17 protein-coding genes and 1 tRNA gene are annotated in these 19,652 nt (G+C 45.8%); 12 read left to right on the top strand and 6 right to left on the bottom strand.

Annotated elements, in window-relative coordinates; translation table 11 throughout:
* Nucleotides 1-3: 3 nt before the first annotated feature.
* Complete coding sequence (rplM, locus tag BMZ56_RS14650; protein WP_090627995.1) at nt 4-447, bottom strand: 50S ribosomal protein L13; 444 nt, start codon at nt 445-447, stop codon at nt 4-6.
* A 90-nt stretch (nt 448-537) separates the two neighbouring features.
* On the opposite strand from rplM, the gene BMZ56_RS14645 reads away from it, so the two are divergent.
* The 5 genes from BMZ56_RS14645 to BMZ56_RS14625 all read left to right on the top strand — a co-directional run bounded on the left by BMZ56_RS14645 (nt 538) and on the right by BMZ56_RS14625 (nt 6,331).
* Nucleotides 538-2,295, top strand: a complete 1,758-nt coding sequence (locus tag BMZ56_RS14645; RefSeq protein ID WP_090627993.1) for a tetratricopeptide repeat protein — start codon at nt 538-540, stop codon at nt 2,293-2,295.
* Nucleotides 2,273-3,061: a lipoprotein insertase outer membrane protein LolB1 gene (gene lolB1 / locus BMZ56_RS14640; protein ID WP_090627992.1), complete on the top strand. Its 789-nt coding sequence runs from the start codon at nt 2,273-2,275 to the stop codon at nt 3,059-3,061. Before BMZ56_RS14645 ends, lolB1 begins: the two co-directional genes overlap by 23 nt.
* An 87-nt stretch (nt 3,062-3,148) precedes the next feature.
* Nucleotides 3,149-4,435 carry a murein hydrolase activator EnvC family protein gene (locus BMZ56_RS14635; RefSeq protein WP_090627990.1) on the top strand — a complete coding sequence of 429 codons (1,287 nt, stop codon included), beginning with the start codon at nt 3,149-3,151 and terminating at the stop codon, nt 4,433-4,435.
* Between the two features lie 84 nt (nt 4,436-4,519).
* Nucleotides 4,520-4,705, top strand: a complete 186-nt coding sequence (tatA, locus tag BMZ56_RS14630; protein WP_090627988.1) for a twin-arginine translocase TatA/TatE family subunit — start codon at nt 4,520-4,522, stop codon at nt 4,703-4,705.
* Between the two features lie 222 nt (nt 4,706-4,927).
* The gene (locus BMZ56_RS14625) at nt 4,928-6,331 is read left to right on the top strand and encodes a LysM peptidoglycan-binding domain-containing protein (protein ID WP_090627986.1); all 1,404 of its coding nucleotides are present in this window, start codon (nt 4,928-4,930) and stop codon (nt 6,329-6,331) included.
* Between the two features lie 31 nt (nt 6,332-6,362).
* Here BMZ56_RS14625 and BMZ56_RS14620 read toward each other — a convergent pair whose 3' ends face one another.
* Both BMZ56_RS14620 and BMZ56_RS14615 read right to left on the bottom strand, forming a co-directional pair.
* Nucleotides 6,363-6,875, bottom strand: coding sequence for a phosphoribosyltransferase family protein (locus BMZ56_RS14620; protein ID WP_090627985.1), 513 nt, complete (start codon nt 6,873-6,875; stop codon nt 6,363-6,365).
* A gap of 116 nt (nt 6,876-6,991) precedes the next feature.
* Complete coding sequence (locus BMZ56_RS14615; protein ID WP_090627983.1) at nt 6,992-7,567, bottom strand: C40 family peptidase; 576 nt, start codon at nt 7,565-7,567, stop codon at nt 6,992-6,994.
* A gap of 381 nt (nt 7,568-7,948) precedes the next feature.
* Between BMZ56_RS14615 and thrA the strand changes: the two genes are divergently transcribed.
* From thrA to thrC, 3 genes are read left to right on the top strand one after another with little or no spacing between them, the layout of a single operon-like run.
* Nucleotides 7,949-10,396, top strand: a complete 2,448-nt coding sequence (thrA, locus tag BMZ56_RS14610) for a bifunctional aspartate kinase/homoserine dehydrogenase I (RefSeq protein WP_090627982.1) — start codon at nt 7,949-7,951, stop codon at nt 10,394-10,396.
* Nucleotides 10,397-10,439: 43 nt separating this feature from the next.
* The gene (locus BMZ56_RS14605) at nt 10,440-11,390 is read left to right on the top strand and encodes a homoserine kinase (RefSeq protein WP_245893241.1); all 951 of its coding nucleotides are present in this window, start codon (nt 10,440-10,442) and stop codon (nt 11,388-11,390) included.
* Nucleotides 11,391-11,398: 8 nt separating this feature from the next.
* The gene (thrC, locus tag BMZ56_RS14600) at nt 11,399-12,706 is read left to right on the top strand and encodes a threonine synthase (protein WP_090627980.1); all 1,308 of its coding nucleotides are present in this window, start codon (nt 11,399-11,401) and stop codon (nt 12,704-12,706) included.
* 1 nt (nt 12,707) lies between these two features.
* Here the strand turns inward: thrC and BMZ56_RS14595 are convergent, their stop codons facing one another.
* Nucleotides 12,708-13,343, bottom strand: a complete 636-nt coding sequence (locus BMZ56_RS14595; protein WP_090627978.1) for an ABC transporter substrate-binding protein — start codon at nt 13,341-13,343, stop codon at nt 12,708-12,710.
* A 27-nt stretch (nt 13,344-13,370) separates the two neighbouring features.
* Entirely contained in the window at nt 13,371-13,550 is a 180-nt protein-coding gene (locus tag BMZ56_RS14590; protein WP_143072931.1) for a hypothetical protein, read from the bottom strand.
* 222 nt (nt 13,551-13,772) lie between these two features.
* Here BMZ56_RS14590 and BMZ56_RS14585 point away from each other — a divergent pair, with 222 nt between their 5' ends.
* The 4 genes from BMZ56_RS14585 to BMZ56_RS14570 all read left to right on the top strand — a co-directional run bounded on the left by BMZ56_RS14585 (nt 13,773) and on the right by BMZ56_RS14570 (nt 16,245).
* Complete coding sequence (locus BMZ56_RS14585) at nt 13,773-14,789, top strand: sensor histidine kinase (RefSeq protein ID WP_090627974.1); 1,017 nt, start codon at nt 13,773-13,775, stop codon at nt 14,787-14,789.
* Between the two features lie 18 nt (nt 14,790-14,807).
* Complete coding sequence (locus tag BMZ56_RS14580; protein WP_090627973.1) at nt 14,808-15,521, top strand: LytR/AlgR family response regulator transcription factor; 714 nt, start codon at nt 14,808-14,810, stop codon at nt 15,519-15,521.
* Between the two features lie 82 nt (nt 15,522-15,603).
* Nucleotides 15,604-15,680, top strand: a tRNA-Pro gene (locus BMZ56_RS14575).
* 229 nt (nt 15,681-15,909) lie between these two features.
* Nucleotides 15,910-16,245, top strand: a complete 336-nt coding sequence (locus BMZ56_RS14570) for a TfoX/Sxy family protein (protein ID WP_090627971.1) — start codon at nt 15,910-15,912, stop codon at nt 16,243-16,245.
* Nucleotides 16,246-16,501: 256 nt separating this feature from the next.
* Here the strand turns inward: BMZ56_RS14570 and BMZ56_RS14565 are convergent, their stop codons facing one another.
* The gene (locus BMZ56_RS14565) at nt 16,502-19,651 is read right to left on the bottom strand and encodes an error-prone DNA polymerase (protein ID WP_090627970.1); all 3,150 of its coding nucleotides are present in this window, start codon (nt 19,649-19,651) and stop codon (nt 16,502-16,504) included.
* Nucleotide 19,652: the final 1 nt, after the last annotated feature.

The raw sequence follows: 19,652 nt of genomic DNA, 5'->3' as shown, positions 1-19,652 counted from the left end.
TCCTTAGAATTTAACAGTTTTTGGATTCTGTGCTGCATGTGGATGTTCGTTGCCTGCATAGACATACAGGTTCTTAAACAATGCGCGTCCCAAACGGTTTTTCGGCAGCATGCCACGTACCGCTTTTTCCACAATGCGTGTTGGGTGTTTGGCCAACAATTGTTTTGGAGACTCGAAACGCTGGCCACCCGGATAGCCGGTATACCGTTGGTACACTTTCTCTTCCAGTTTGTTGCCAGTCAACTTAACTTTGTCTGCATTGATCACGATGACGTTATCGCCGCAGTCTACGTGTGGGGTGTACGAAGGCTTGTGTTTTCCCCGGATTACCTTCGCAATCTGAGATGACAAGCGCCCCAAGATCTCGCCCTCAGCATCAACAACAATCCACTCCTTGTTGACGGTGTTTTTGTTGGCAGAGACAGTTTTGTAACTTAACGTATTCACTTGCTTTGTTTTGAAATAATTAATAAATATATTTAGCCCCTTGTTTTAAGGACTGCAAAGGTACGATAATAAAATTGATTTTTCAAAGCTATGGGGCAAGTAATAAAAAATGTGTGTTTTTTTCAGTGGCTGATTACGATGGTGTGGGGATTAATCGTTGGAAATGCTGCTGTTGCCCAACAAGTTGCGCCGGCACCTAGGATACTGACCGCCGGAGACAGCTTATTGATTAAGGAGTTGTATTTTAAGGGGATGCAGCAAAAATCAGCGGGACAGCTGGCTACCGCTGAAAAAACATTCGACAAACTGGTGCTATTGCAACCCGATAATGATGCTGCGCATTTTGAATTGGCACGGATTTATATCGAAAAGGAAGATTATGCCGAAGCTGAGCGGGCCGCAAAACACGCGGCTGCGATCAAACCGGATAACGAATGGTATTGGTCCATGTTGGGGGACATTTATAAAAAGACAGGCAATATTAAAGCGATGCCGGCCGTTTTTGATGAGCTGATACGGCTCCATCCGGACAAAATTTCCAATTATCAAGAGAAGGCTTATGTGCTGTATTTAGATAAGCAATATGAGGCTTCGTTAGCTACCTATGACACCGTTGCACAGCGATTTGGGGAAACAGATGAACAATATCTTACCAAATCTCAGATTTACTTAGCTCAGAACGACATAGACGCTGCGATCCGGGAATTGGAAGCACTCATCGACAGAAAGCCGAAAGATGCGAAAGGGTATATTCTGCTGGCAGAATTATATACAAAAATTAAAGAAAGCCGAAAAGCGATCACATTGCTCGATGATGCCTCGGTTTTGTTTCCAAACGACCCGCTCATTCTGTTGGGCAAGTCCGATGCATACCTAGCAATGAATAAGCAAAAGCTAGCATACGATTTTCTCCGGCAGGCGTTTGTCAGCACCGCTTTGGATATCGATGCCAAAGCTGGGATATTATATACAGCGATCGCTAATCGCAGTCACCCCATGGCACCAGAATCGTTGACGAAGTTAGCGGATTTGCTTGCGGAGACTTATCCGCAGGAGGCAAAGGCATATGCGGTTAAAGGGGATGTTTACATGCAACTGCAACAGCTTGAGCCAGCACAACAGGCGTACCTGAAAGCGCTGGATATTAATCGATATATTGAAAGTATCTGGCAGCAGCTTTTGCAGGTGGAGCTTCAGATGAGAAAATACAACGATGTCGAGATGCATGGAAAAGAGGCTCTGAAGCTGTTTCAGAACCATCCATTGCTTCTGTTTTTTACAGGACACGGCTTTTTGGGAAACCGAAAGTATCAGGAAGCCCGCACCTATTTAGAAAGCGCATTAAATGCTGCCAACGAAGAGCATACTCCATTGCTTACGCAATTGTATAGTAATCTTGGCGATACATACCATGCGTTGGATATGCATGCGGAATCGGATGTAGCCTATGAAGAAGCTATCGCGCTGGATAGTACCAATGCATATGCGCTGAATAATTATGCGTATTATCTGGCAATGCGGAAGGAAAAATTGCCTCTTGCCGCAGCGATGTCAAAAAAATCCAATGAACTCATGCCCGATTATCCTTCGTATCAAGATACCTATGCTTGGGTACTTTTCCAGCAGGCAAAATACGACGAGGCCCTTGAATGGATCCAAAAGGCCATTAAGAACGCTGAGGATGTATCGGCTACATTACTTGAGCATTACGGTGATATTCTCGCTAAGCGAGGTGATATAAAAGGTGCCATTGCGCAATGGGAAAAGGCGATGACTATTTCCGAGTCGGTTGGCAAGGATATTGATAAGTTATCAAAAAAGATCGATGCGAGGCAATTTATTGATTAAGGCTGTCTTTTTGGGAATGTCATTGGTAGCGGTGTTTTCCTGTTCTTCAAAAAAAACGACTGTATCCGCGGATGCAATCGAAAAAGAGGTGTCGCGTGCGGAACGGTTGCGTACACTGCGTCAGGTGGAAACGCATCAGCTCTATTTTACTACCTTTAGCGGGCGGGCGAAAAGTGAAATTGCGATCAACCGAGACAATTATGATGTGACAACGAATGTACGCATTGAGCGAGACAAGGCAATTTGGATTTCGGTCACGGCGCTGATGGGCATCGAGGCAGGTAGGGTCTTGATTACACCGGATAGCGTGAAGATCATCAATCGTTTGCAAGCGGCGTACGTCAGCAAACCCTTTGAGTACCTTCATAATTTTACAAACGACGAACTCGATTTTTCTAGCTTACAACAGCTATTGGTGGGAAATGTGCTCCATCAAACGATTGCCAAAGGTTCAGAAATTTGGTCGAATGATCGTGGGTATTTCTTGCGGGGTCAACGTAACGATTTACAGTATTCGGTACAATTGGATACCAGCTATCGCCCGACATTTACCGTATTAAACGATACGATTCGAAACCAGCGGATAGAAGCATATTATACGGATTACCAATCTTCCGCAGGACAAACCTTTCCGAATCACGTGAAAATTTCAATTATCGCTGCTGGATTTAAATTACAATCCGAAACGCGCTACAACCGAATGATCTATGATGAAACATTGGATATGCCCTTTCGTATACCTGCAAGGTATAAAGAAATCCAATAATGCGCATGGGTTATGATTATCAAGGTAGTTTTATTACTTTCGCAGACAATATTGGCGAATTGGGAGAGATAGATAACGCGTATATTAATGAATTTTGTTAAGCTAATTTTAAGCATACTTACATGTTGTCTGGCGCTAACGATATGCCACGCCCAAAGCAGTGCGGAGCTTAAGAAGCAACGTGAGCGCTTAAACAGGGAAATTGAGTTGCTCAATCAAAGTCTCAAAACCACTTCGAGCGACCGTAGTCTTTCTCTTAAACAGGTCAATGCGTTAAATACGCAGTTACGTTTGCGTGAGCAGAAAATCAGCACCATTAACAAGGAAATCAGGCTGATCAGTAACCAGATAGCTTCTCATAATAAAACTATTCAGAATTTACGCGATCAGTTGGCAAAATTGCGTAAGGATTACGAGAGTATGATCATGTTTGCCTTTCGAAATCGGAATGCATACAACAAAATAATGTTTATTTTTGCTTCAAAAGATTTCAACCAGGCCTTTAAGCGTGTGAAATATCTTCAGCAGTTTAACGAATCGCGGAAACATCGCGCGCAGGAAATAGAAGAGACGCAGAAGGCTATTGCGCTGAAAGTGGCTCAATTGGAGGCAAGCAAAAAGGAGCAGGCAACATTACTTGCCGATCAGCAAAAAGAACGGAACGTCATAGCCACGGAGCAAGGTGCAGAGTCCAAAGTACTTCAAGCTCTTACCAAGCAGGAAAAACAATTTAAACAGGAGTTGCAAAAGAAGCAACAGGAAGATGAACGCCTGGCGAGGGCCATCCGGACAGCCATTCAGCGTGAAATCGAAGAACAGCGAAGGTTAGAGGAGGAAGCCCGGCAAGCCGCTTTGGCCCTTGAAGCGCAGCGTACCGGGAAGACCGTGAAAGAAATTGAAGCGGAAAAACCGGCGGTCCGTAAAAGTGATTCCGAGGTGCTGGCCAATACACCGGCGGCTGCCAAACTCTCAGCTGATTTCGCTGGCAATCGCGGCCGGCTGCCGTGGCCCGTACAGCAAGGCTTTATCACACAGGGATTTGGTAGACATACCATCGGAAGAAATGTTACGGTACAAAATGACGGAATTAATATCAGAACAAATAATAACGCTCCGGTTTTGGCTATCTTTGACGGAACGGTGCATACCGTCTTAAACATGCAGGGAAATATTTCTATCATCGTTCAGCATGGTAAGTATTTTTCCGTTTACACCAACCTCAGCAATCCGGTTGTAAAACGTGGACAAACGATACAAAGGGGCCAAACGCTGGGGGCAGCTCTGGTGGACCCCAATGACGGAACTTCGGAGGTACATTTGGAGATCTGGGAAGGCTCTGCTCCCATAAATCCGGAACCTTGGTTAGCTAAATAATTGACAAATAAAAAATATTATCCGTACATTTGCGAAATCACCTGCGCGTTAAACAGGTGAAGTTAGTAATTTAAAACAACGATTATGTTAGATTCAGTGTTGTTATTTCTCGGTGCACAAGAAATTATTCTGATAGTTTTGGCGCTTCTTTTGTTGTTTGGGGGCCGTAAGATTCCCGAATTGATGCGTGGAATGGGGCGCGGCATCCGAGAGTTTAAAGAGGGGCAAAAAGAAACTCCCAAGGAAGAATTGGAAGAGAATAAACAATAAGCTCTTACCCAAATTATGAAGAGCTTTATACCGGATGAATGATTCGGTGTAAAGTTTCTTTTTTTATCCGAAGCACTTTTATTCCGTTGCTGCACAATAAAAAACCGGTGTGCGCGTTTTTCCTCATAAGGATATACTTAACCAATGACAATTTAATTGTTAACGATAAGGCCATGCAGTGTCTTTCGAAGGCTTATGGCATAGTTACCTACTAAACGAAACATGAAGTTAAAAGGAATTTCGGCAGTGGCCGTGAGTATTGTGTTGTGTGTACACTTGGCATCTTCGAAAACCACTTTCCCCTCCGATTCGCTGTCAGCGGATACCTCTGCGAAAAATGACAATGAAAATTATATCAGTACACAGCTTGATTTAATAGCAGATCGTATAGATTTTGTTGATCTTGACGAGTACGAGATTTCACGGATTTTTGAGTTTGTACCGGCCACTGTGGAAGGCCGGTTGGCATATTTACAAAAGGTTGTTCCCCTCACTTATAATGCGCAGGTCCAGTCTTATATCGATGTATATAGTACAGATCGATATAAAAAGTATCTTTCAAATATGATGGGGCTTGGGAAGTACTATTTCCCTATTTATGAACGGATATTTGCGGAAGCGGGAGTGCCTGATGAAATTAAATATTTATCCATCGTAGAGTCAGCATTAAATCCCCATGCCATATCCCGGGTGGGAGCAACCGGCTTATGGCAATTTATGTTTGCCACTGCCCGGATGTACAATCTAACTATAGATAGTTATATTGATGAGCGAAAAGATCCCATAGCAGCAAGTTACGCCGCTGCTGCTTACTTACTGGATGCTTACAATGAATTTGGAGATTGGCTGTTGGCCATCGCGTCTTATAATTGTGGCAAAGGTAATGTCTTGCGGGCGATTCAGCGATCGGGATTAAGTGAGCCCGACTATTGGGCTATCAGTCCATATTTGCCTCGCGAAACCCGCAAGTATGTTCCGGCTTTCATCGCTATGACCTATATGTTAGGTTACCACGAAGAACATGAAATAATGCCTATGGTGTCGGAAAATGCGGTGGATACCACAGAGATTGTCTGGGTGCAGAAGTTTGTGCCCTTTAGTGGTGTAGCGCAAGCCTTGGATATTGATGAAGGCATCATCAAATCCTTAAACCCCGCGTATAAAAGAGCTGTAGTAAATGGTAGCCCGGAATCTCCCAGAAGACTCGTGTTGCCTCAAGTTCCTCCGGAGGCCTATTCGGCTTTGTATGCAGCACTTAATAGCACTGTAGAAACGCCGAAAATCCTGAATGCATCCCATAGTACAGGGGAGAGCCAGGAGAGTCAAGTAATTACACACCGTGTTCGTAAGGGCGAAACATTGGGAGTTATCGCCCAACGATACCGCGTTACAGTGCAAGACTTGCGTGCATGGAATAATATTAAGCAAAATATCATTGTTCCTGGGCAGCAGTTACGTGTCCATTCTTCCATCACATATATCACATATCGTGTGAAAAGAGGAGATACATTGTCTGATATCGCTAAACGACATCGTACGGCAAGTGTATCGGAAATTAAAGCAGCGAATGGGTTGAAAAGTAATCAGATTAAACCGGGAATGACGCTGAAAATTAATGTCGATTAGTTTACGGTATGTGAATGCAAGGTAGTCGTCTTTATAAAAGCCAAGCTGCGTCTTCCCCACCGTCGCACTCGTGAAGATTTACGGTTACATGTTCCTTTAGGATCGTAGAGAGTTTTAAGCCAGAGAAATCGCTGAAGATAGGGAATTTATGGTGGCTCCTGTCTATCAATACGGCTGTACGCATCTTTTTGAGAGGTACATCAAAGAAAACGCCCATACCATAGGCTAACGTTCGCCCACTGTTTAATACGTCGTCTACTAAGATGACAACCTTATCCGTTGCCTGTTCTATCGGGGTGTCTGTTTGAGCATCCAGCGTGCTGCTGGTCTTGTCCAGCATAACCTTGATTAGTTGAATATTAAGGGACGATATTTTTTCAAGTATTGCTTTTAACCGCTGAGCGAATACATAGCCACGGTCAGCAATCCCCACCAGTACGATAGATTCTTCTTCGAAATTGTCTTCAAGTAACTGATACGCAATACGCATCGTTTTGTTTTGTATCTGTTCCTGATTGAGGATTAAAACTTTTTTTGCAGACATATAACTTTCAATGAAATGGCTGGGTAAAAATAGGAATTATCCGCTACGCATTCAAACTTAGATTTGATGCAGATCCGGTCGTAATACGGTATAATAAATATCGTTGGGTTGTTAGGTTAGTTTATCGACGGCTGACTGTTATCTTCCTCTTCTGTTTTCGCAGCTGCTGTAAGCATCCGGCCACCATTATAATAGTAGCGCTTCCAGTAGGCCTCGTTTAGATCGCTGATCATTACGCCTCGGCTTGAAGATGCATGTGCAAATTTATCATCTCCAATGTATACGCCTACATGTGTGATGTTGCGGCTCCTGATTTTGAAAAACACCAAATCCCCGGGTTTCAGTTGGTCTTTCTTGATCGGATCGACTTGGGTATAAATGTTACGACTGTTTTGTCCCAGCGTTGTATTAAAGACTTTGTCGTAAAGTTCATAAGCAAACTTTGAACAATCAACCCCCTTTTTGGTTTTGCCGCCCAAGCGGTACGGGGTTCCTATCCATTCGTAAATAAACTGATATAATTTTGTGTTGGTGCTGGCCGAAGCGGCTACGCCCATTATCTGGGAAAAATAGTCTTTGGCTAAATTGTCCGGATCAGAAGGATTAGCGGCTGGATCTGAGGCTGAGGTTTGCGCTTGTGATACGGCAAATGTACAAGCAAACAGCATAGCTACTAATGTCTTTTTTTTCATTAAACTGCCCTTTAGTTCAACACGTAGACGTTGATTGTTTTACCAATACATTATATATGTATCCGTTGGTTCGCAAAGCTATGTTAAAAAAATTATCGGTGCAAGAAAAAAATCGGAAAATTCAAATTGTTTTAAGAATTGTGAAAAATAAGGGAATTCTAAAAAAATGACTTTTCCCTTGTTAAATTCAAAATAAAGGCTTTCCTTTGTCGCGGAAATCTTAATAAGGTGAAGAAATACACAACAATTACAACGATAATTACCACCGGGACTAACGCACGGAGGAAGTAATTTATGTTGTAATCGTAAACGATAAAAAATCATAAGCGCCTTCCTCGAAAACAGGGAGGCGTTTTTAGTTTCAATCCAGTCATGTCAAAAATGAGGATATTAAAATTTGGTGGCACATCCGTAGGGTCCGTCGGTAGCATCCGATCGGTACTTGAAATCGTTCAAAAATCCCATGCTTGCGGGGAAAATCCAGTCGTTGTTCTATCTGCTATGGGTGGTATCACGAATTTACTGACGCAACTCGCTTCTGATGCTGCTGAAGGGAAGGATTTTGCTGATGGATTGCGGGAAATGGAAAGTCGGCATTTTTCCGTGGTGAAGCAATTGATCGCGGTAAAACATCAGAATCCTGTATTCACCCGATTGAAGATCTATCTTAACGAGTTGGAGGATTTGTTGCAGGGTATCTTTAACCTGCGTGAACTGAGCTTACAGAGTAAGGATTTGATCGTGAGTTACGGTGAGCGTTGCTCTGCTTTTTTGCTTGCTAAAATAGCCGAACAGGATTTTCCGCAAGCCCTGTTTGTAGATGCGACTCAATTGATTCGGACCGATAGCCACTTCGGAAGCGCGCATGTCAACCAGCCCCTTTCGGAGCAACTGATACAAACATTTATGGCGTTGAATCCGGACAGGCTATTGTTTATTACCGGTTTCATTGCTGCAAACGAACGAGGCAGGATCACCACGTTGGGAAGGGGGGGGAGTGATTATACCGCGGCCATTATCGCAGCGGCTATGGGTGCCGAAGCCATCGAGATATGGACCGATGTGGATGGCATGCTTACAGCCGACCCACGCATTGTTAAAAAAGCTTTTTCATTATCGGTACTTTCTTACACCGAGGCGATGGAATTATCTTATTTCGGCGCCAAGGTCATCTATCCGCCCACCATGATTCCCGCATTCCTTAAAAAGATTCCCATTGTCATCCGTAATACATTCAATCCTACCTTTTCTGGCACGATTATCCAGCATAATAGTGGCAAGACAAATTTACCAATCAAGGGAATTTCCTCTATTTCTGATATCAGTGTGATCAATCTGACGGGGAGTGGCATGGTGGGTAAAGCTGGTTTCAGCGGGCGATTGTTCACCTTATTGGCACGAGAACAGATCAATGTCGTGTTGATCACCCAATCCTCTTCGGAGCATAGCATTACCTTTGCGGTAAATCCAACTGACGCCGTGCGTGCAAAAATACTGATCGAGAGTGAATTCGAACTGGAACTGCAAGCCAATAAATTGTTAGCACCTGAAATCGAAGATCATTTGTCTGTCGTAGCTATCGTAGGAGAAAACATGAAGCAAACACCCGGCATATCGGGCCGGTTATTCCATGCACTGGGCAGAAATGGTGTCAACGTGAGAGCAATCGCACAGGGATCATCAGAATATAATATATCGGTCATCATTGCAAAATCCGATCTGTCTAAAGCACTAAATGCAGTGCACGACGCCTTTTTTGCACAACTGAATAAGACGCTACATGTTTTTAATGTTGGGACCGGAAATATTGGCTCGACCCTGTTCAAGCAGATCCAGAACCAATACACATTTCTTTTGGATCACAACGATATAGAAATAAAAGTAGTGGGCATCAGCAACTCACGTAAGATGTTGTTTAACAGTGCAGGCGTCGATCTGCGGGACTGGAAAGAACGATTGCAGCAAGATGGGGAACAGGCGAACCTGAACGCCTTTATCAGCCAGATGAAAACGATGAACCTCCCGAATTGTGTGTTTATCGATAATACAGCCAGCGAACATCCCATTCAATATTATGAAGAAATATTCCGATCTAATATTTCTATCGTTACCTGCAACAAGATCGCTAATTCTGGCCGGTATAACCAATATAGGCTGCTCAAAGATACCGCCCGGCAATATGGAGTCGATTTCTTTTATGAGACCAACGTTGGGGCCGGATTACCTATTGTGCGCGTGCTTCGGGACTTAATGCTCAGCGGCGATCGGATCGTCCGCATCGAGGCGATTCTCTCCGGTACCATTTCCTATATTTTCAATAATTTCAAAGGCGAGGTATCCTTTCACGATGTCGTGAAAAATGCCCAGCAACTGGGCTATACCGAACCCGACCCCCGTGATGATCTGCGAGGAACTGATTTCATGCGTAAGATGCTGATATTGGCGAGAGATGCGGGCTATGCGCTTGAGCCGGAGGATGTTCAATTAGGCAATATATTGCCCGACGCCTGTATCCGAGCGGCTTCCGTGGATGATTTTTATCGCGAGCTGAAGGCGGCAGACGGCTACTTTAATGACTTGAAGTCAGAAGCAACCCAAAGCAATAAAGTGCTCCGGTATATTGGAAAATTGGAAAATGGCCAAGTATCCATTGCATTGGAAATGGTGGATCACACCCATCCATTTTTCGCGCTTTCGGGCAGTGACAACATCATATCCTTTACGACAGAGCGTTATAAGGAGCGGCCGTTGGTGGTAAAAGGACCCGGAGCGGGCGCGGAAGTGACCGCCGCTGGTGTTTTTGCTGATTTAGTGAATGTAGGAGCGTGAAATATCAATGTCGACAACATACAAAACAACAAAAATGACTGAAATGAGTCCTATAGAAAAGGACAGCATACACGTATTTGCCCCAGCTACCGTAGCCAATATGGTTTGCGGATTTGATGTGTTGGGATTTGCCATCGATGAACCGGGAGATGAAGTATACATGCGCCGCGTAGACCAACCGGGGGTCCGATTGGTGAACATCACCGGTGACGAGGGAAGGTTGCCCCGGGAAGCGGAAAGAAACACGGTAAGTGCGAGCGTACTGACCTTTCTTCAGCACATCGGTCAAACCGATATTGGATTGGAAATCGAATTACACAAACATATGCCCATTGGCAGCGGCTTAGGTTCAAGTGCAGCAAGTACCGTGGCCGGATTATTTGCAGTCAATACGCTGTTGGGTAGTCCCCTTTCCAGGAAGGAATTACTGCCTTTTGCCGTGCAGGGCGAAGCGTTGGCATGCGGGCATGGACATGCCGACAACGTGGCTCCCGCATTACTTGGAGGGGTCACATTGATCCGTGGGTATGATCCGCTCGATGTGGTCACACTTCCTGCCCCACCGGAATTGCATGCATCGGTGGTATTCCCGCATGTGGATGTACCTACACGCGATGCCCGGCAGATGATCCGTACGAAAGTAGCGCTCAAGGACGCCGTTACCCAATGGGGTAACATTGCAGGGCTGGTAGCAGGGCTTTTTACTGCCGATTATGAACTCATCGGGCGGAGTATGCACGATGTGCTTATCGAACCGACACGTGCCATCCTGATTCCCGAATTTTACGAGATGCGCCGTATAGCCATGGAGTCGGGAGCGCTGACCTTTGGTATTTCGGGATCCGGGCCCTCTGTATTTGCGTTTACCCAAAGCCGCGACAAAGCCGCTGCGATTACGAACTTGATCCAAGCACACTTGACCGAACGGGGTATTGAAAGCAACGGATACGTTTCCGGTGTTAATACAGACGGACCAAAAGAGATAAATAACTAGAATCCACCATGCAATTTTACAGTACAAACAATAAAAATTTACGCGTTCCTTTTCAAGAAGCGGTATTCAATAGCTTGCCCACCGACAAGGGATTGTATATGCCTGAAACGGTGCCAACATTGGATCCTTATTTTATTCAGCATCTTCACCGACATTCATTGCAGGAAATCGCACTTACTGTGGCAAAGGCGTTGATAGGGGAGGATATTCCTGAAGCTGATCTGCGTCAGATCGTTCACGAGGCCATCGATTTTGACGCACCGGTTCGTCCTTTGGACAGCGGGTTGGCTGTACTGGAACTGTTCCATGGGCCATCGCTGGCATTTAAAGACTTCGGAGCCCGGTTTATGAGTAGGGTAATGGCCTATTTTTCTACTGAAGACAGTCGCGTGCTGGATGTATTGGTGGCCACCTCAGGCGATACAGGCGGAGCCGTAGCACTTGGTTTCCTGGGTGTACCTGGCACCCGTGTCACCATCTTATATCCGAAGGGCAAAGTGAGTCCGATCCAGGAGTTGCAACTGACGACCAACGGGCAAAATATACGGGCGATCGAAATAGACGGTACATTTGACGATTGCCAAGCTTTGGTAAAAGAAGCGTTTAACGACAACGAATTACGATCTGTATTTCGCCTCACTTCAGCAAACTCTATCAATATCGCCCGACTCATCCCACAGACATTCTATTACTTTCACGCCTACGCACAACTGCTAACACAGGGCATTAAGGAAGTTGTGTTTTCTGTTCCGAGTGGCAATTTTGGCAATATCGGAGCCGGGTTGTTGGCTTTCAAAATGGGATTACCTGCGCAACATTTTGTGGCGGCTACCAATGCTAATGATACCGTTACGCGATTTCTTGAAAATGGACAGTACGAACCCCGTCCGTCTGTGCAAACCTTGGCCAATGCAATGGATGTAGGCAATCCAAGCAACTGGGTGCGTATTATGGACTTGTTCGGAAACGATTTAGCCGCATTGAAGCAAATCGTTTCTTCTTTTACGTTTACGGATGCGGATACCCGGGCGGCCATACAGGCACTGCATGACCGATATGGCTACATCGCGTGCCCGCATACCGCGATTGCGTGGCTGGCTGCCGAAGCGTACCGTAAGCAGCATAGCGGTAACTTTGCAACCGTGTTTTTATCCACGGCACACCCGTGTAAATTTCCGGAGGTATTTCCTTCGGAAATCGCTGTGGAAATCGCGATTCCTTCACAGGTAACTATGCTGCAGGGACGCGAGAAAGAAGTGGTCGGGTTACGTACAGACTATAAGGGATTCAAAAACTATCTACTAAGCACATTGTAATTTACTGCCAATCAAACTTCATCCAAACATCGGCATCGCGACCGAAAACGAAATATTTTGGATAGAAAATTTCAGCAAGGATTTCGGTGTCGTCGGCGACACGTGCACCGGGCCGGCGCAGGTAACCGGGATGATGAATGATGTAAATTTGATTGTTGGTCACTGCCTGAGTTCGCGCCCAGGTAGAGAGCGCTTGGGGCAATTCCGTCAATAATTGGGATATTGGTTTTTCGTTGAAGATAATCAGGAGATCCGGATTTGATTCGCCGGTTAGTATCTCGGTTTGATGAATTCCGCCCGCTATCCGGATTAGGTTAGCAAGGTATCCGTCTTCCACGATTGATATCGGAGAAACATCACGGAAAAATACGGCCTTGGGTTTGTTCTCATCAGCGATAAATTTTAGCTTATGCGAAATGATGTTGATACGTTCTTCCAGATTTTCCGCCAGTTGATTGGCTTGTTGCGATGCATTGAGGACGCTGCCGATGGTGCGGATCGCGTTATAAATTGCTTCAGGTGTGTCAGCGTGTATAAATTCTTGATATTCGGGAGTTTGTTCAAGTAACGATATACATGCCGCATCGAGTTCCAATGCTTCCAATACGCTGTGCAGAGACAAAAGTGGGCGTTGCATGGAGGCAAAGGTAAGCAAGTTGCCGGACTATCGCCACAACAGTACCTTAAAAACCCCGGTATCGGGTAAGGAGATAAAGGAGGCGTTCAATTGGATACGCTCCTGAATGACTTCTCTTCCTGTTTGGCCTGCCACCCACAATAAGATCACAAAAAGCGGGATAACGAGTAACAAAAAGGGAGAGACGTTGCTAATAAACTTTTTCATTTTCTTGTTGCTTTGTAGTTCTCCGATCGCACCGATTCCAAATGCACGATACAAAGAAAGGTATTCCCTGTTTTTGATAAAAAACTTTTAGACCAATCGGCAGATTTTCTAGACCAACCGGAATCCCCTATTCGTCTACCATACGAAGCCGTTGGCCGATAGGAGTAGGGAGTTTGTCTATCGGCATCGGTTATATGATTGGCTACGTGTATATTTGCAACTATGTTAAAAAACAAGGCAGTTTTGGTTCATGCCCTTGTGTGGGTGGTGTTGCTCGTCGTATTGTATCTCGTCAACGTGCGCGAACGCCCGGCGGATGCGTCCATCCTCATTTTGGTGTACGGCGCATTAAATATCGTCATTTTTTACGTGCATTATTTTTTTATCAATCCGCTTCTTATCGGTGAAAACAGGTATTGGCGTGCGGTCACTTACATGTCGGTTGTTTTAGTGGTATCCATTGGTGTAAAATACGGTATCGCGTCGTACTATCAAGATATCATCCTGCAATACCGCGATACAGAAAATAAGGAGAAAGTCCTCACCCCCCTACAATATACGGTTGCTGCACTGATTACCGGACTGTTTTTTATGCTGCTAAGTACGGCGGTGTATGTCATTTCTTCCAACTTCAAGAGCCGCGAACATCGAAAAAGTCTTGAAAATGAGAAGCTCAATGCGGAACTGGCCTTTCTCAAATCGCAGATCAATCCACATTTCCTGTTCAATTCACTGAATAATATTTATTCACTGGCTTATCAAAAATCGGAAAAAACTCCCGAAGCCATCCTCAAGTTGTCGGATATCATGCGGTACATGCTTTATGAAAGCAACGAAGACACGGTACTACTGGCGGAAGAGATCAATTATTTGAACAATTATATTGACCTGCAAAAATTGCGGTTCAAAGAAAAAATGTATGTGGATTTCCATGTTGATACCGATGAAACGGACCATCGTATCATGCCACTGCTGCTAATTTCATTTCTAGAAAATGCATTTAAACATGGCGTATCTACCGATGCGAGCAAGCCGATCCGTATCGATATAAAAGTACATAACGGCCGATTGCACTTCCGGGCAGAAAACGCCAAAAATCAGCTCAATAAGGATCAGACACGGGGGATAGGACTCACGAACCTAAAGCGCAGACTCCAATTGGGATATCCCGATAGGCATACCATCAATATCGTGGAATCCGAAAATTATTACAGTAGTGAACTTTTTTTATATTTATAGTCTCTAAAGAATACGCACATGGTACGATGTATAACTGTAGATGACGAACCACTGGCTCTGGATATTTTGGCTGATTATGTGGCCAAAGTGCCCGAGTTATCGCTTGTGGCGAGTACCACAAATGCCATCGAGGCCCTTACCATGGTTCAAAACGGTGAAGCGGATCTGGTGTTTTTGGATGTACAGATGCCCGAATTAACGGGTATTCAATTCTTGAAGATCATCAATGGCAGATGTGATGTCATTCTCACCACCGCCTATCCCCAGTATGCACTAGATGGGTATGAACTTAATGTCGTGGACTACCTGTTGAAACCCATCGCTTTTGATCGTTTTTATCGGTCCGTCCAAAAGGTATTGAACAATAAGGCACCTAAGATCCCGCTGCTTACTGTTGCACAGCAGAGTGATGCTGTCGACTTTATTTTTGTTAAAACGGAACATAAGATCCAACGCGTGGATGTCGACGATATCCTATACATTGAGGGGCTGAAAGATTATATATCCATTTATACGGCAACTGAACGGATCGTTACGCTCCAAAATATGAAAAAGATGGAAGATATTCTGCCCGGTAACCGTTTTGTACGGGTCCACCGTTCGTACATTGTGGCACTCGATAAGATAGCCAGTATCGAGCGCGGCCGCATTTTCATAGAAGACAAGGTGATTCCTGTAGGCGATACCTATCGCGATACATTCTATAAATACATAGGTGATAAGAATGGGTAATCCGATTGGATTGAAAATTGCATCTATATTCACTTTTGTCATTTGCAAATAATCACAATTTTATCTAAGTTTGCACCCCCATCGGGATGTAGCGTAGCCAGGTATCGCGCCAGCATGGGGTGCTGGAGGTCGTGGGTTCGAATCCCGCCATCCCGACCAATCAAAATAGCCTCTGCGAAAGCAGGGGTATTTTTATATAATGGGCCCGCCAAGCTTGCTTGAACGGGCCCATTATATAAAAATACCTAAGCACGGAGTGCCAAGTTATTTTGGTTAAGACCTCCACCGGATAGGCCAGGATATAAAACATTTCAACAACCTTTCTTCGGAAGATTCCGTGGATTCTCGAAATTTTGATACATTTGATTTGCTAATTTTTTAACGCAGTATGGCATATGATATTGAGCTCGCACAGCAGGTAAGGGCTTATTTAAAGCGTGTACCCGGTAGTGCTGTGGAAGAAAAGAAGATGTTCGGAGGGCTGGCCTTCTTAGTAAATGACAAGATGTGTATCAACATAAGCGGCGATGGCCTCATGTGCCGATTCGATCCGAAGCAGGCAAAAACGGTATCCGAACGTAAGGGATATCATCCCATGATCATGAAAGGAAAAAACCTTGCTGGTTTTTGTTATGTTAGCCCCGAAGGGTTCACAGATCCGGATGATTTCAGTTACTGGTTGGAGTTGTGTCTTGCGTTCAATGAGCAGGCAAAGAAGACCTAGTTTACGCGGAATTTAGTAACTTTGTGGAGTCAATCCATCAGACCTCTCAGCATTCCGAAGTTCGTTAAACTCCGTTGAAAGTCCGTCTAACTCCGTTCAATCCCTGTTGTACCTTCGACTCCCATCCATCGTACCTTCGTGGTACCTGCCATACCTACATAGGAAACATCCGTCTCTTAAGTGCCGGATAGGGAAAGAATAGAGAATAAGTATACCTTAGGTATGTCCCGAAGGATACCCGAATATAGAATAGGCACTACTTAAAATTCCCCCCTTTATAAAACACTTCTTTGGGAGTATGACCATCTTCGGGTGTCATCAGCCCACGCAACCAGCCGTTCAGATTGAAACAGCGGCTTCCGATCACATGAATGACTTCACCTTCAATCTGTAATTTACCTTCCACCATCAGCAATCTAGCTTGTAGAATTTCTCTCCGGTATTGCGCAAATAGCTTGCCCCACACCACTACGTTAGCAAATCCGGTTTCATCCTCGATGGTTACAAACAATACCCCTTTGGCGGTGCCGGGCCGTTGCCTTACGGTTATCATGCCGCATACCTTCACGTACATGCCATCCTTCATTTCGGATAGTGCACCGGTGGGTGTGACATGCAGCATGTTCAGTTTCTCCCGTACGAAACTAACCGGATGGGCTTTTAAGGATAAGGTGGTCGTGGCATAATCCTGTACCACATGTTCTCCTGGGGTCATCAAAGGCAGTTCAATCTGGCCTTCGGATGTACATACCGGTTGCCCTTCAAACAATGCAACGGGCCGGTCCTGCAGCGCAGCAACGTCCCACAAGGCGCGCCTGCGGTCAAATCCCATCGAACGGAAGGCGTCTGCATCTGCCAGTCGTTCCATGGCAGCGAGTGGTACACCGGCATCCATCAGACTTGCGATGGAGTGATATCCGTCCTTACGCGCCTCTACCAATCGTTGCATATCTTCTTCTGTTAGTCCTTTCACCTGGCGGAACCCCAGCCGCAAAGCATGATGTTCTTTGCCGAATTCACCCTCTAGTGTATGGTCCCAGTGTGAATGGTTCACATCTACCGGCAATACCGTGATCCCGTGCCGGCGGGCATCGATCACGATCTGTGCTGGCTGGTAAAATCCCATGGGCTGGCTGTTAAGCAATGCCGCGGCGAAGACGTCGGGGTATTTGCATTTCAGCCAGGAAGAAATATACACCAACAGGGCAAAAGAAGCCGCATGGCTCTCCGGGAAACCGTAACTGCCGAATCCTTTGAGCTGGTTGAATACCCGGTTGGCAAATTCTTCGGTATATCCCTTTTTGACCATGCCGTTCACCATTTTCTGCTGGAAACGGGCTACTTCTCCCTTAGCCTTGAAAGTAGCCATGCTACGGCGTAGTTCATCGGCATCAGCAGCTGAGAAATCAGCGGCCACCATGGCGATTTCCATTGCCTGCTCCTGAAATAAAGGGACGCCCAGCGTCCGTTTTAGTATGCCTTCTATCTCTTTTGAAGGATAGTCTATCAGTTCCTCTTTATTACGGCGGCGCAGGTAAGGGTGCACCATGTCGCCCTGTATAGGCCCGGGCCGTACAATCGCTACCTCGATGACCAGATCATAGAAACAGTTGGGGCGCAACCGGGGTAACATGGACATCTGTGCCCGGCTCTCAATCTGAAATACCCCCAGCGTGTCGGCATGGCTGATCATTTCGTATACTTTACAGTCTTTCTGCGGTACATTTGCCAAAGTCAGTTCGCGTCCATAATGTTGCTTCATCAGGTCAAATGCTTTATGGATGCAGGTCAGCATGCCCAACCCCAGTACATCCACTTTCAGGAATCCCAGGGCTTCAAGATCGTCCTTATTCCATTCTAAGCAGGTACGGTCTTCCATACGTGCATTGAGGATAGGACACAGTTCATCCAGCCTGCCCTGCGTGATGACAAAACCACCCGTATGTTGCCCCAATTGCCGGGGAAAACCAATGTATTGATTAATCAGTTCCAGCACCTTCTTCAAATGGGGATCGGCCAGATTAAATCCCTGTTCAGCCAATCGTTCCTCTTCGATGTGGTCGTCCCAATGGCTACCGATAATGTCGGACAGCCGTCCTACCGCATCCAGCGAAAGTCCCATGGCCTTACCTACATCGCGGATGGCACCCTTGACCCGTACCTGCGTCACGGTGGCTACGATGGCCGCACGTTTGCGGGTATATTTCTTATAGATATATTGGATCACTTCCTCACGCCGCTCGTGCTCAAAGTCCACATCGATATCCGGTGGTTCGTCGCGGGCGTCAGACATGAATCGCGCAAACAATAGCCTGACTTTTGTGCTTGTGGGGCTTACGGAGGTGATGCCGAGGCAATAGCATACCAGTGAATTAGCTGCCGAACCACGTCCCTGACACAGGATGTCCTGTTCACGTGCATAACGCACGTAATCATATACGGTCAGGAAATAAGAAGCATAGTTTTTCTTTTCGATAAAGGCTAGCTCCTGTTCGATGGTCTGCCGGATATTTTCAGGAATACTTTCCCTGAATTTCTTCTGTGCACCTTCCCACGTCAGGTAAACCAGCTCTTCCTGCGGCGTCCGTCCCTCTGTTGTCAGCTCTTCGGGATAAACGTATTTCAATTCATCCAGTGAAAATTGGCATGCATCGGCAAGTGCACTTGCATTGCTAAGTGCATCGGGATACTGCCGGAACAGGCGTTCTACCTCATCCAGCGGTTTGAGGTATCTTTCTGCATTGGAATGAAGTTTGAAACCAGCGGTATGGATGGTACATTTCTCCCGGATACAGGTGAGCACATCCTGCAATTCACGGCGGTGGGGTTCGTGGTAGTATACATTGCCGAGGGCTACCATGGGCATGTCCAGTTGTTTGCATAACTGGTGCAGCCTGAAGAATATTTTGGCATCGTTTCCCTGGTACGTACGGGTTGCACCTAGAAACAAATCCTTACCAAGGGTTGCTCGGTATTCAGCCACGTGCGTGCTATAAAACTCCTCCAATTCGAAGCTCGCCGTAAGCCGATCCGGGGGCACGACGACAAATTTCATACCCTTGCTAGCGTCGTATACATCCGCTTTGTCCAAATAACATTGGCCCTTTTCTGCACGGCGGTTGCCCAAAGTCAGTAAACGGGAAAGCTGTCCATAAGCTTCCCGGTCTGTGGGATAGGCCAGCAGGCTGGGACCATCCCTCAAGTCGAGACGGCATGCCGGAATTAGGCGTATACCGCATTTCTTCGCAGCGATATGCCCGCGTACGATCCCTGCGAAACTGTTGCGGTCGGTAATGGCAATAGCCGCATACCCCAATGCTGCTGCTTGTTTTGCCAGTTCGTCCGGATGGGATGCTCCACGGAGGAAGCTGAAATTGGATGTTATCTGTAATTCCGCATGTGCCATG

Source organism: Parapedobacter indicus (genome assembly GCF_900113765.1).
GTDB classification, from domain to species: domain Bacteria; phylum Bacteroidota; class Bacteroidia; order Sphingobacteriales; family Sphingobacteriaceae; genus Parapedobacter; species Parapedobacter indicus.
This window is presented reverse-complemented; position numbering and strand designations above follow the sequence as displayed.

Excerpts from the sequence above, each read along its gene's own strand:
- BMZ56_RS14645 (WP_090627993.1), top strand. The coding sequence starts at position 538 with ATGGGGCAAGTAATAAAAAATGTGTGTTTTTTTCAGTGGCTGATTACG.
- lolB1 (WP_090627992.1), top strand. The coding sequence starts at position 2,273 with ATGCGAGGCAATTTATTGATTAAGGCTGTCTTTTTGGGAATGTCATTG.
- BMZ56_RS14635 (WP_090627990.1), top strand. The coding sequence starts at position 3,149 with ATGAATTTTGTTAAGCTAATTTTAAGCATACTTACATGTTGTCTGGCG.
- tatA (WP_090627988.1), top strand. The coding sequence starts at position 4,520 with ATGTTAGATTCAGTGTTGTTATTTCTCGGTGCACAAGAAATTATTCTG.
- BMZ56_RS14625 (WP_090627986.1), top strand. The coding sequence starts at position 4,928 with ATGAAGTTAAAAGGAATTTCGGCAGTGGCCGTGAGTATTGTGTTGTGT.
- BMZ56_RS14620 (WP_090627985.1), bottom strand. The coding sequence starts at position 6,875 with ATGTCTGCAAAAAAAGTTTTAATCCTCAATCAGGAACAGATACAAAAC.
- BMZ56_RS14615 (WP_090627983.1), bottom strand. The coding sequence starts at position 7,567 with ATGAAAAAAAAGACATTAGTAGCTATGCTGTTTGCTTGTACATTTGCC.
- thrA (WP_090627982.1), top strand. The coding sequence starts at position 7,949 with ATGAGGATATTAAAATTTGGTGGCACATCCGTAGGGTCCGTCGGTAGC.
- BMZ56_RS14605 (WP_245893241.1), top strand. The coding sequence starts at position 10,440 with ATGAGTCCTATAGAAAAGGACAGCATACACGTATTTGCCCCAGCTACC.
- thrC (WP_090627980.1), top strand. The coding sequence starts at position 11,399 with ATGCAATTTTACAGTACAAACAATAAAAATTTACGCGTTCCTTTTCAA.
- BMZ56_RS14595 (WP_090627978.1), bottom strand. The coding sequence starts at position 13,343 with ATGCAACGCCCACTTTTGTCTCTGCACAGCGTATTGGAAGCATTGGAA.
- BMZ56_RS14590 (WP_143072931.1), bottom strand. The coding sequence starts at position 13,550 with ATGAAAAAGTTTATTAGCAACGTCTCTCCCTTTTTGTTACTCGTTATC.
- BMZ56_RS14585 (WP_090627974.1), top strand. The coding sequence starts at position 13,773 with ATGTTAAAAAACAAGGCAGTTTTGGTTCATGCCCTTGTGTGGGTGGTG.
- BMZ56_RS14580 (WP_090627973.1), top strand. The coding sequence starts at position 14,808 with ATGGTACGATGTATAACTGTAGATGACGAACCACTGGCTCTGGATATT.
- BMZ56_RS14570 (WP_090627971.1), top strand. The coding sequence starts at position 15,910 with ATGGCATATGATATTGAGCTCGCACAGCAGGTAAGGGCTTATTTAAAG.
- BMZ56_RS14565 (WP_090627970.1), bottom strand. The coding sequence starts at position 19,651 with ATGGCACATGCGGAATTACAGATAACATCCAATTTCAGCTTCCTCCGT.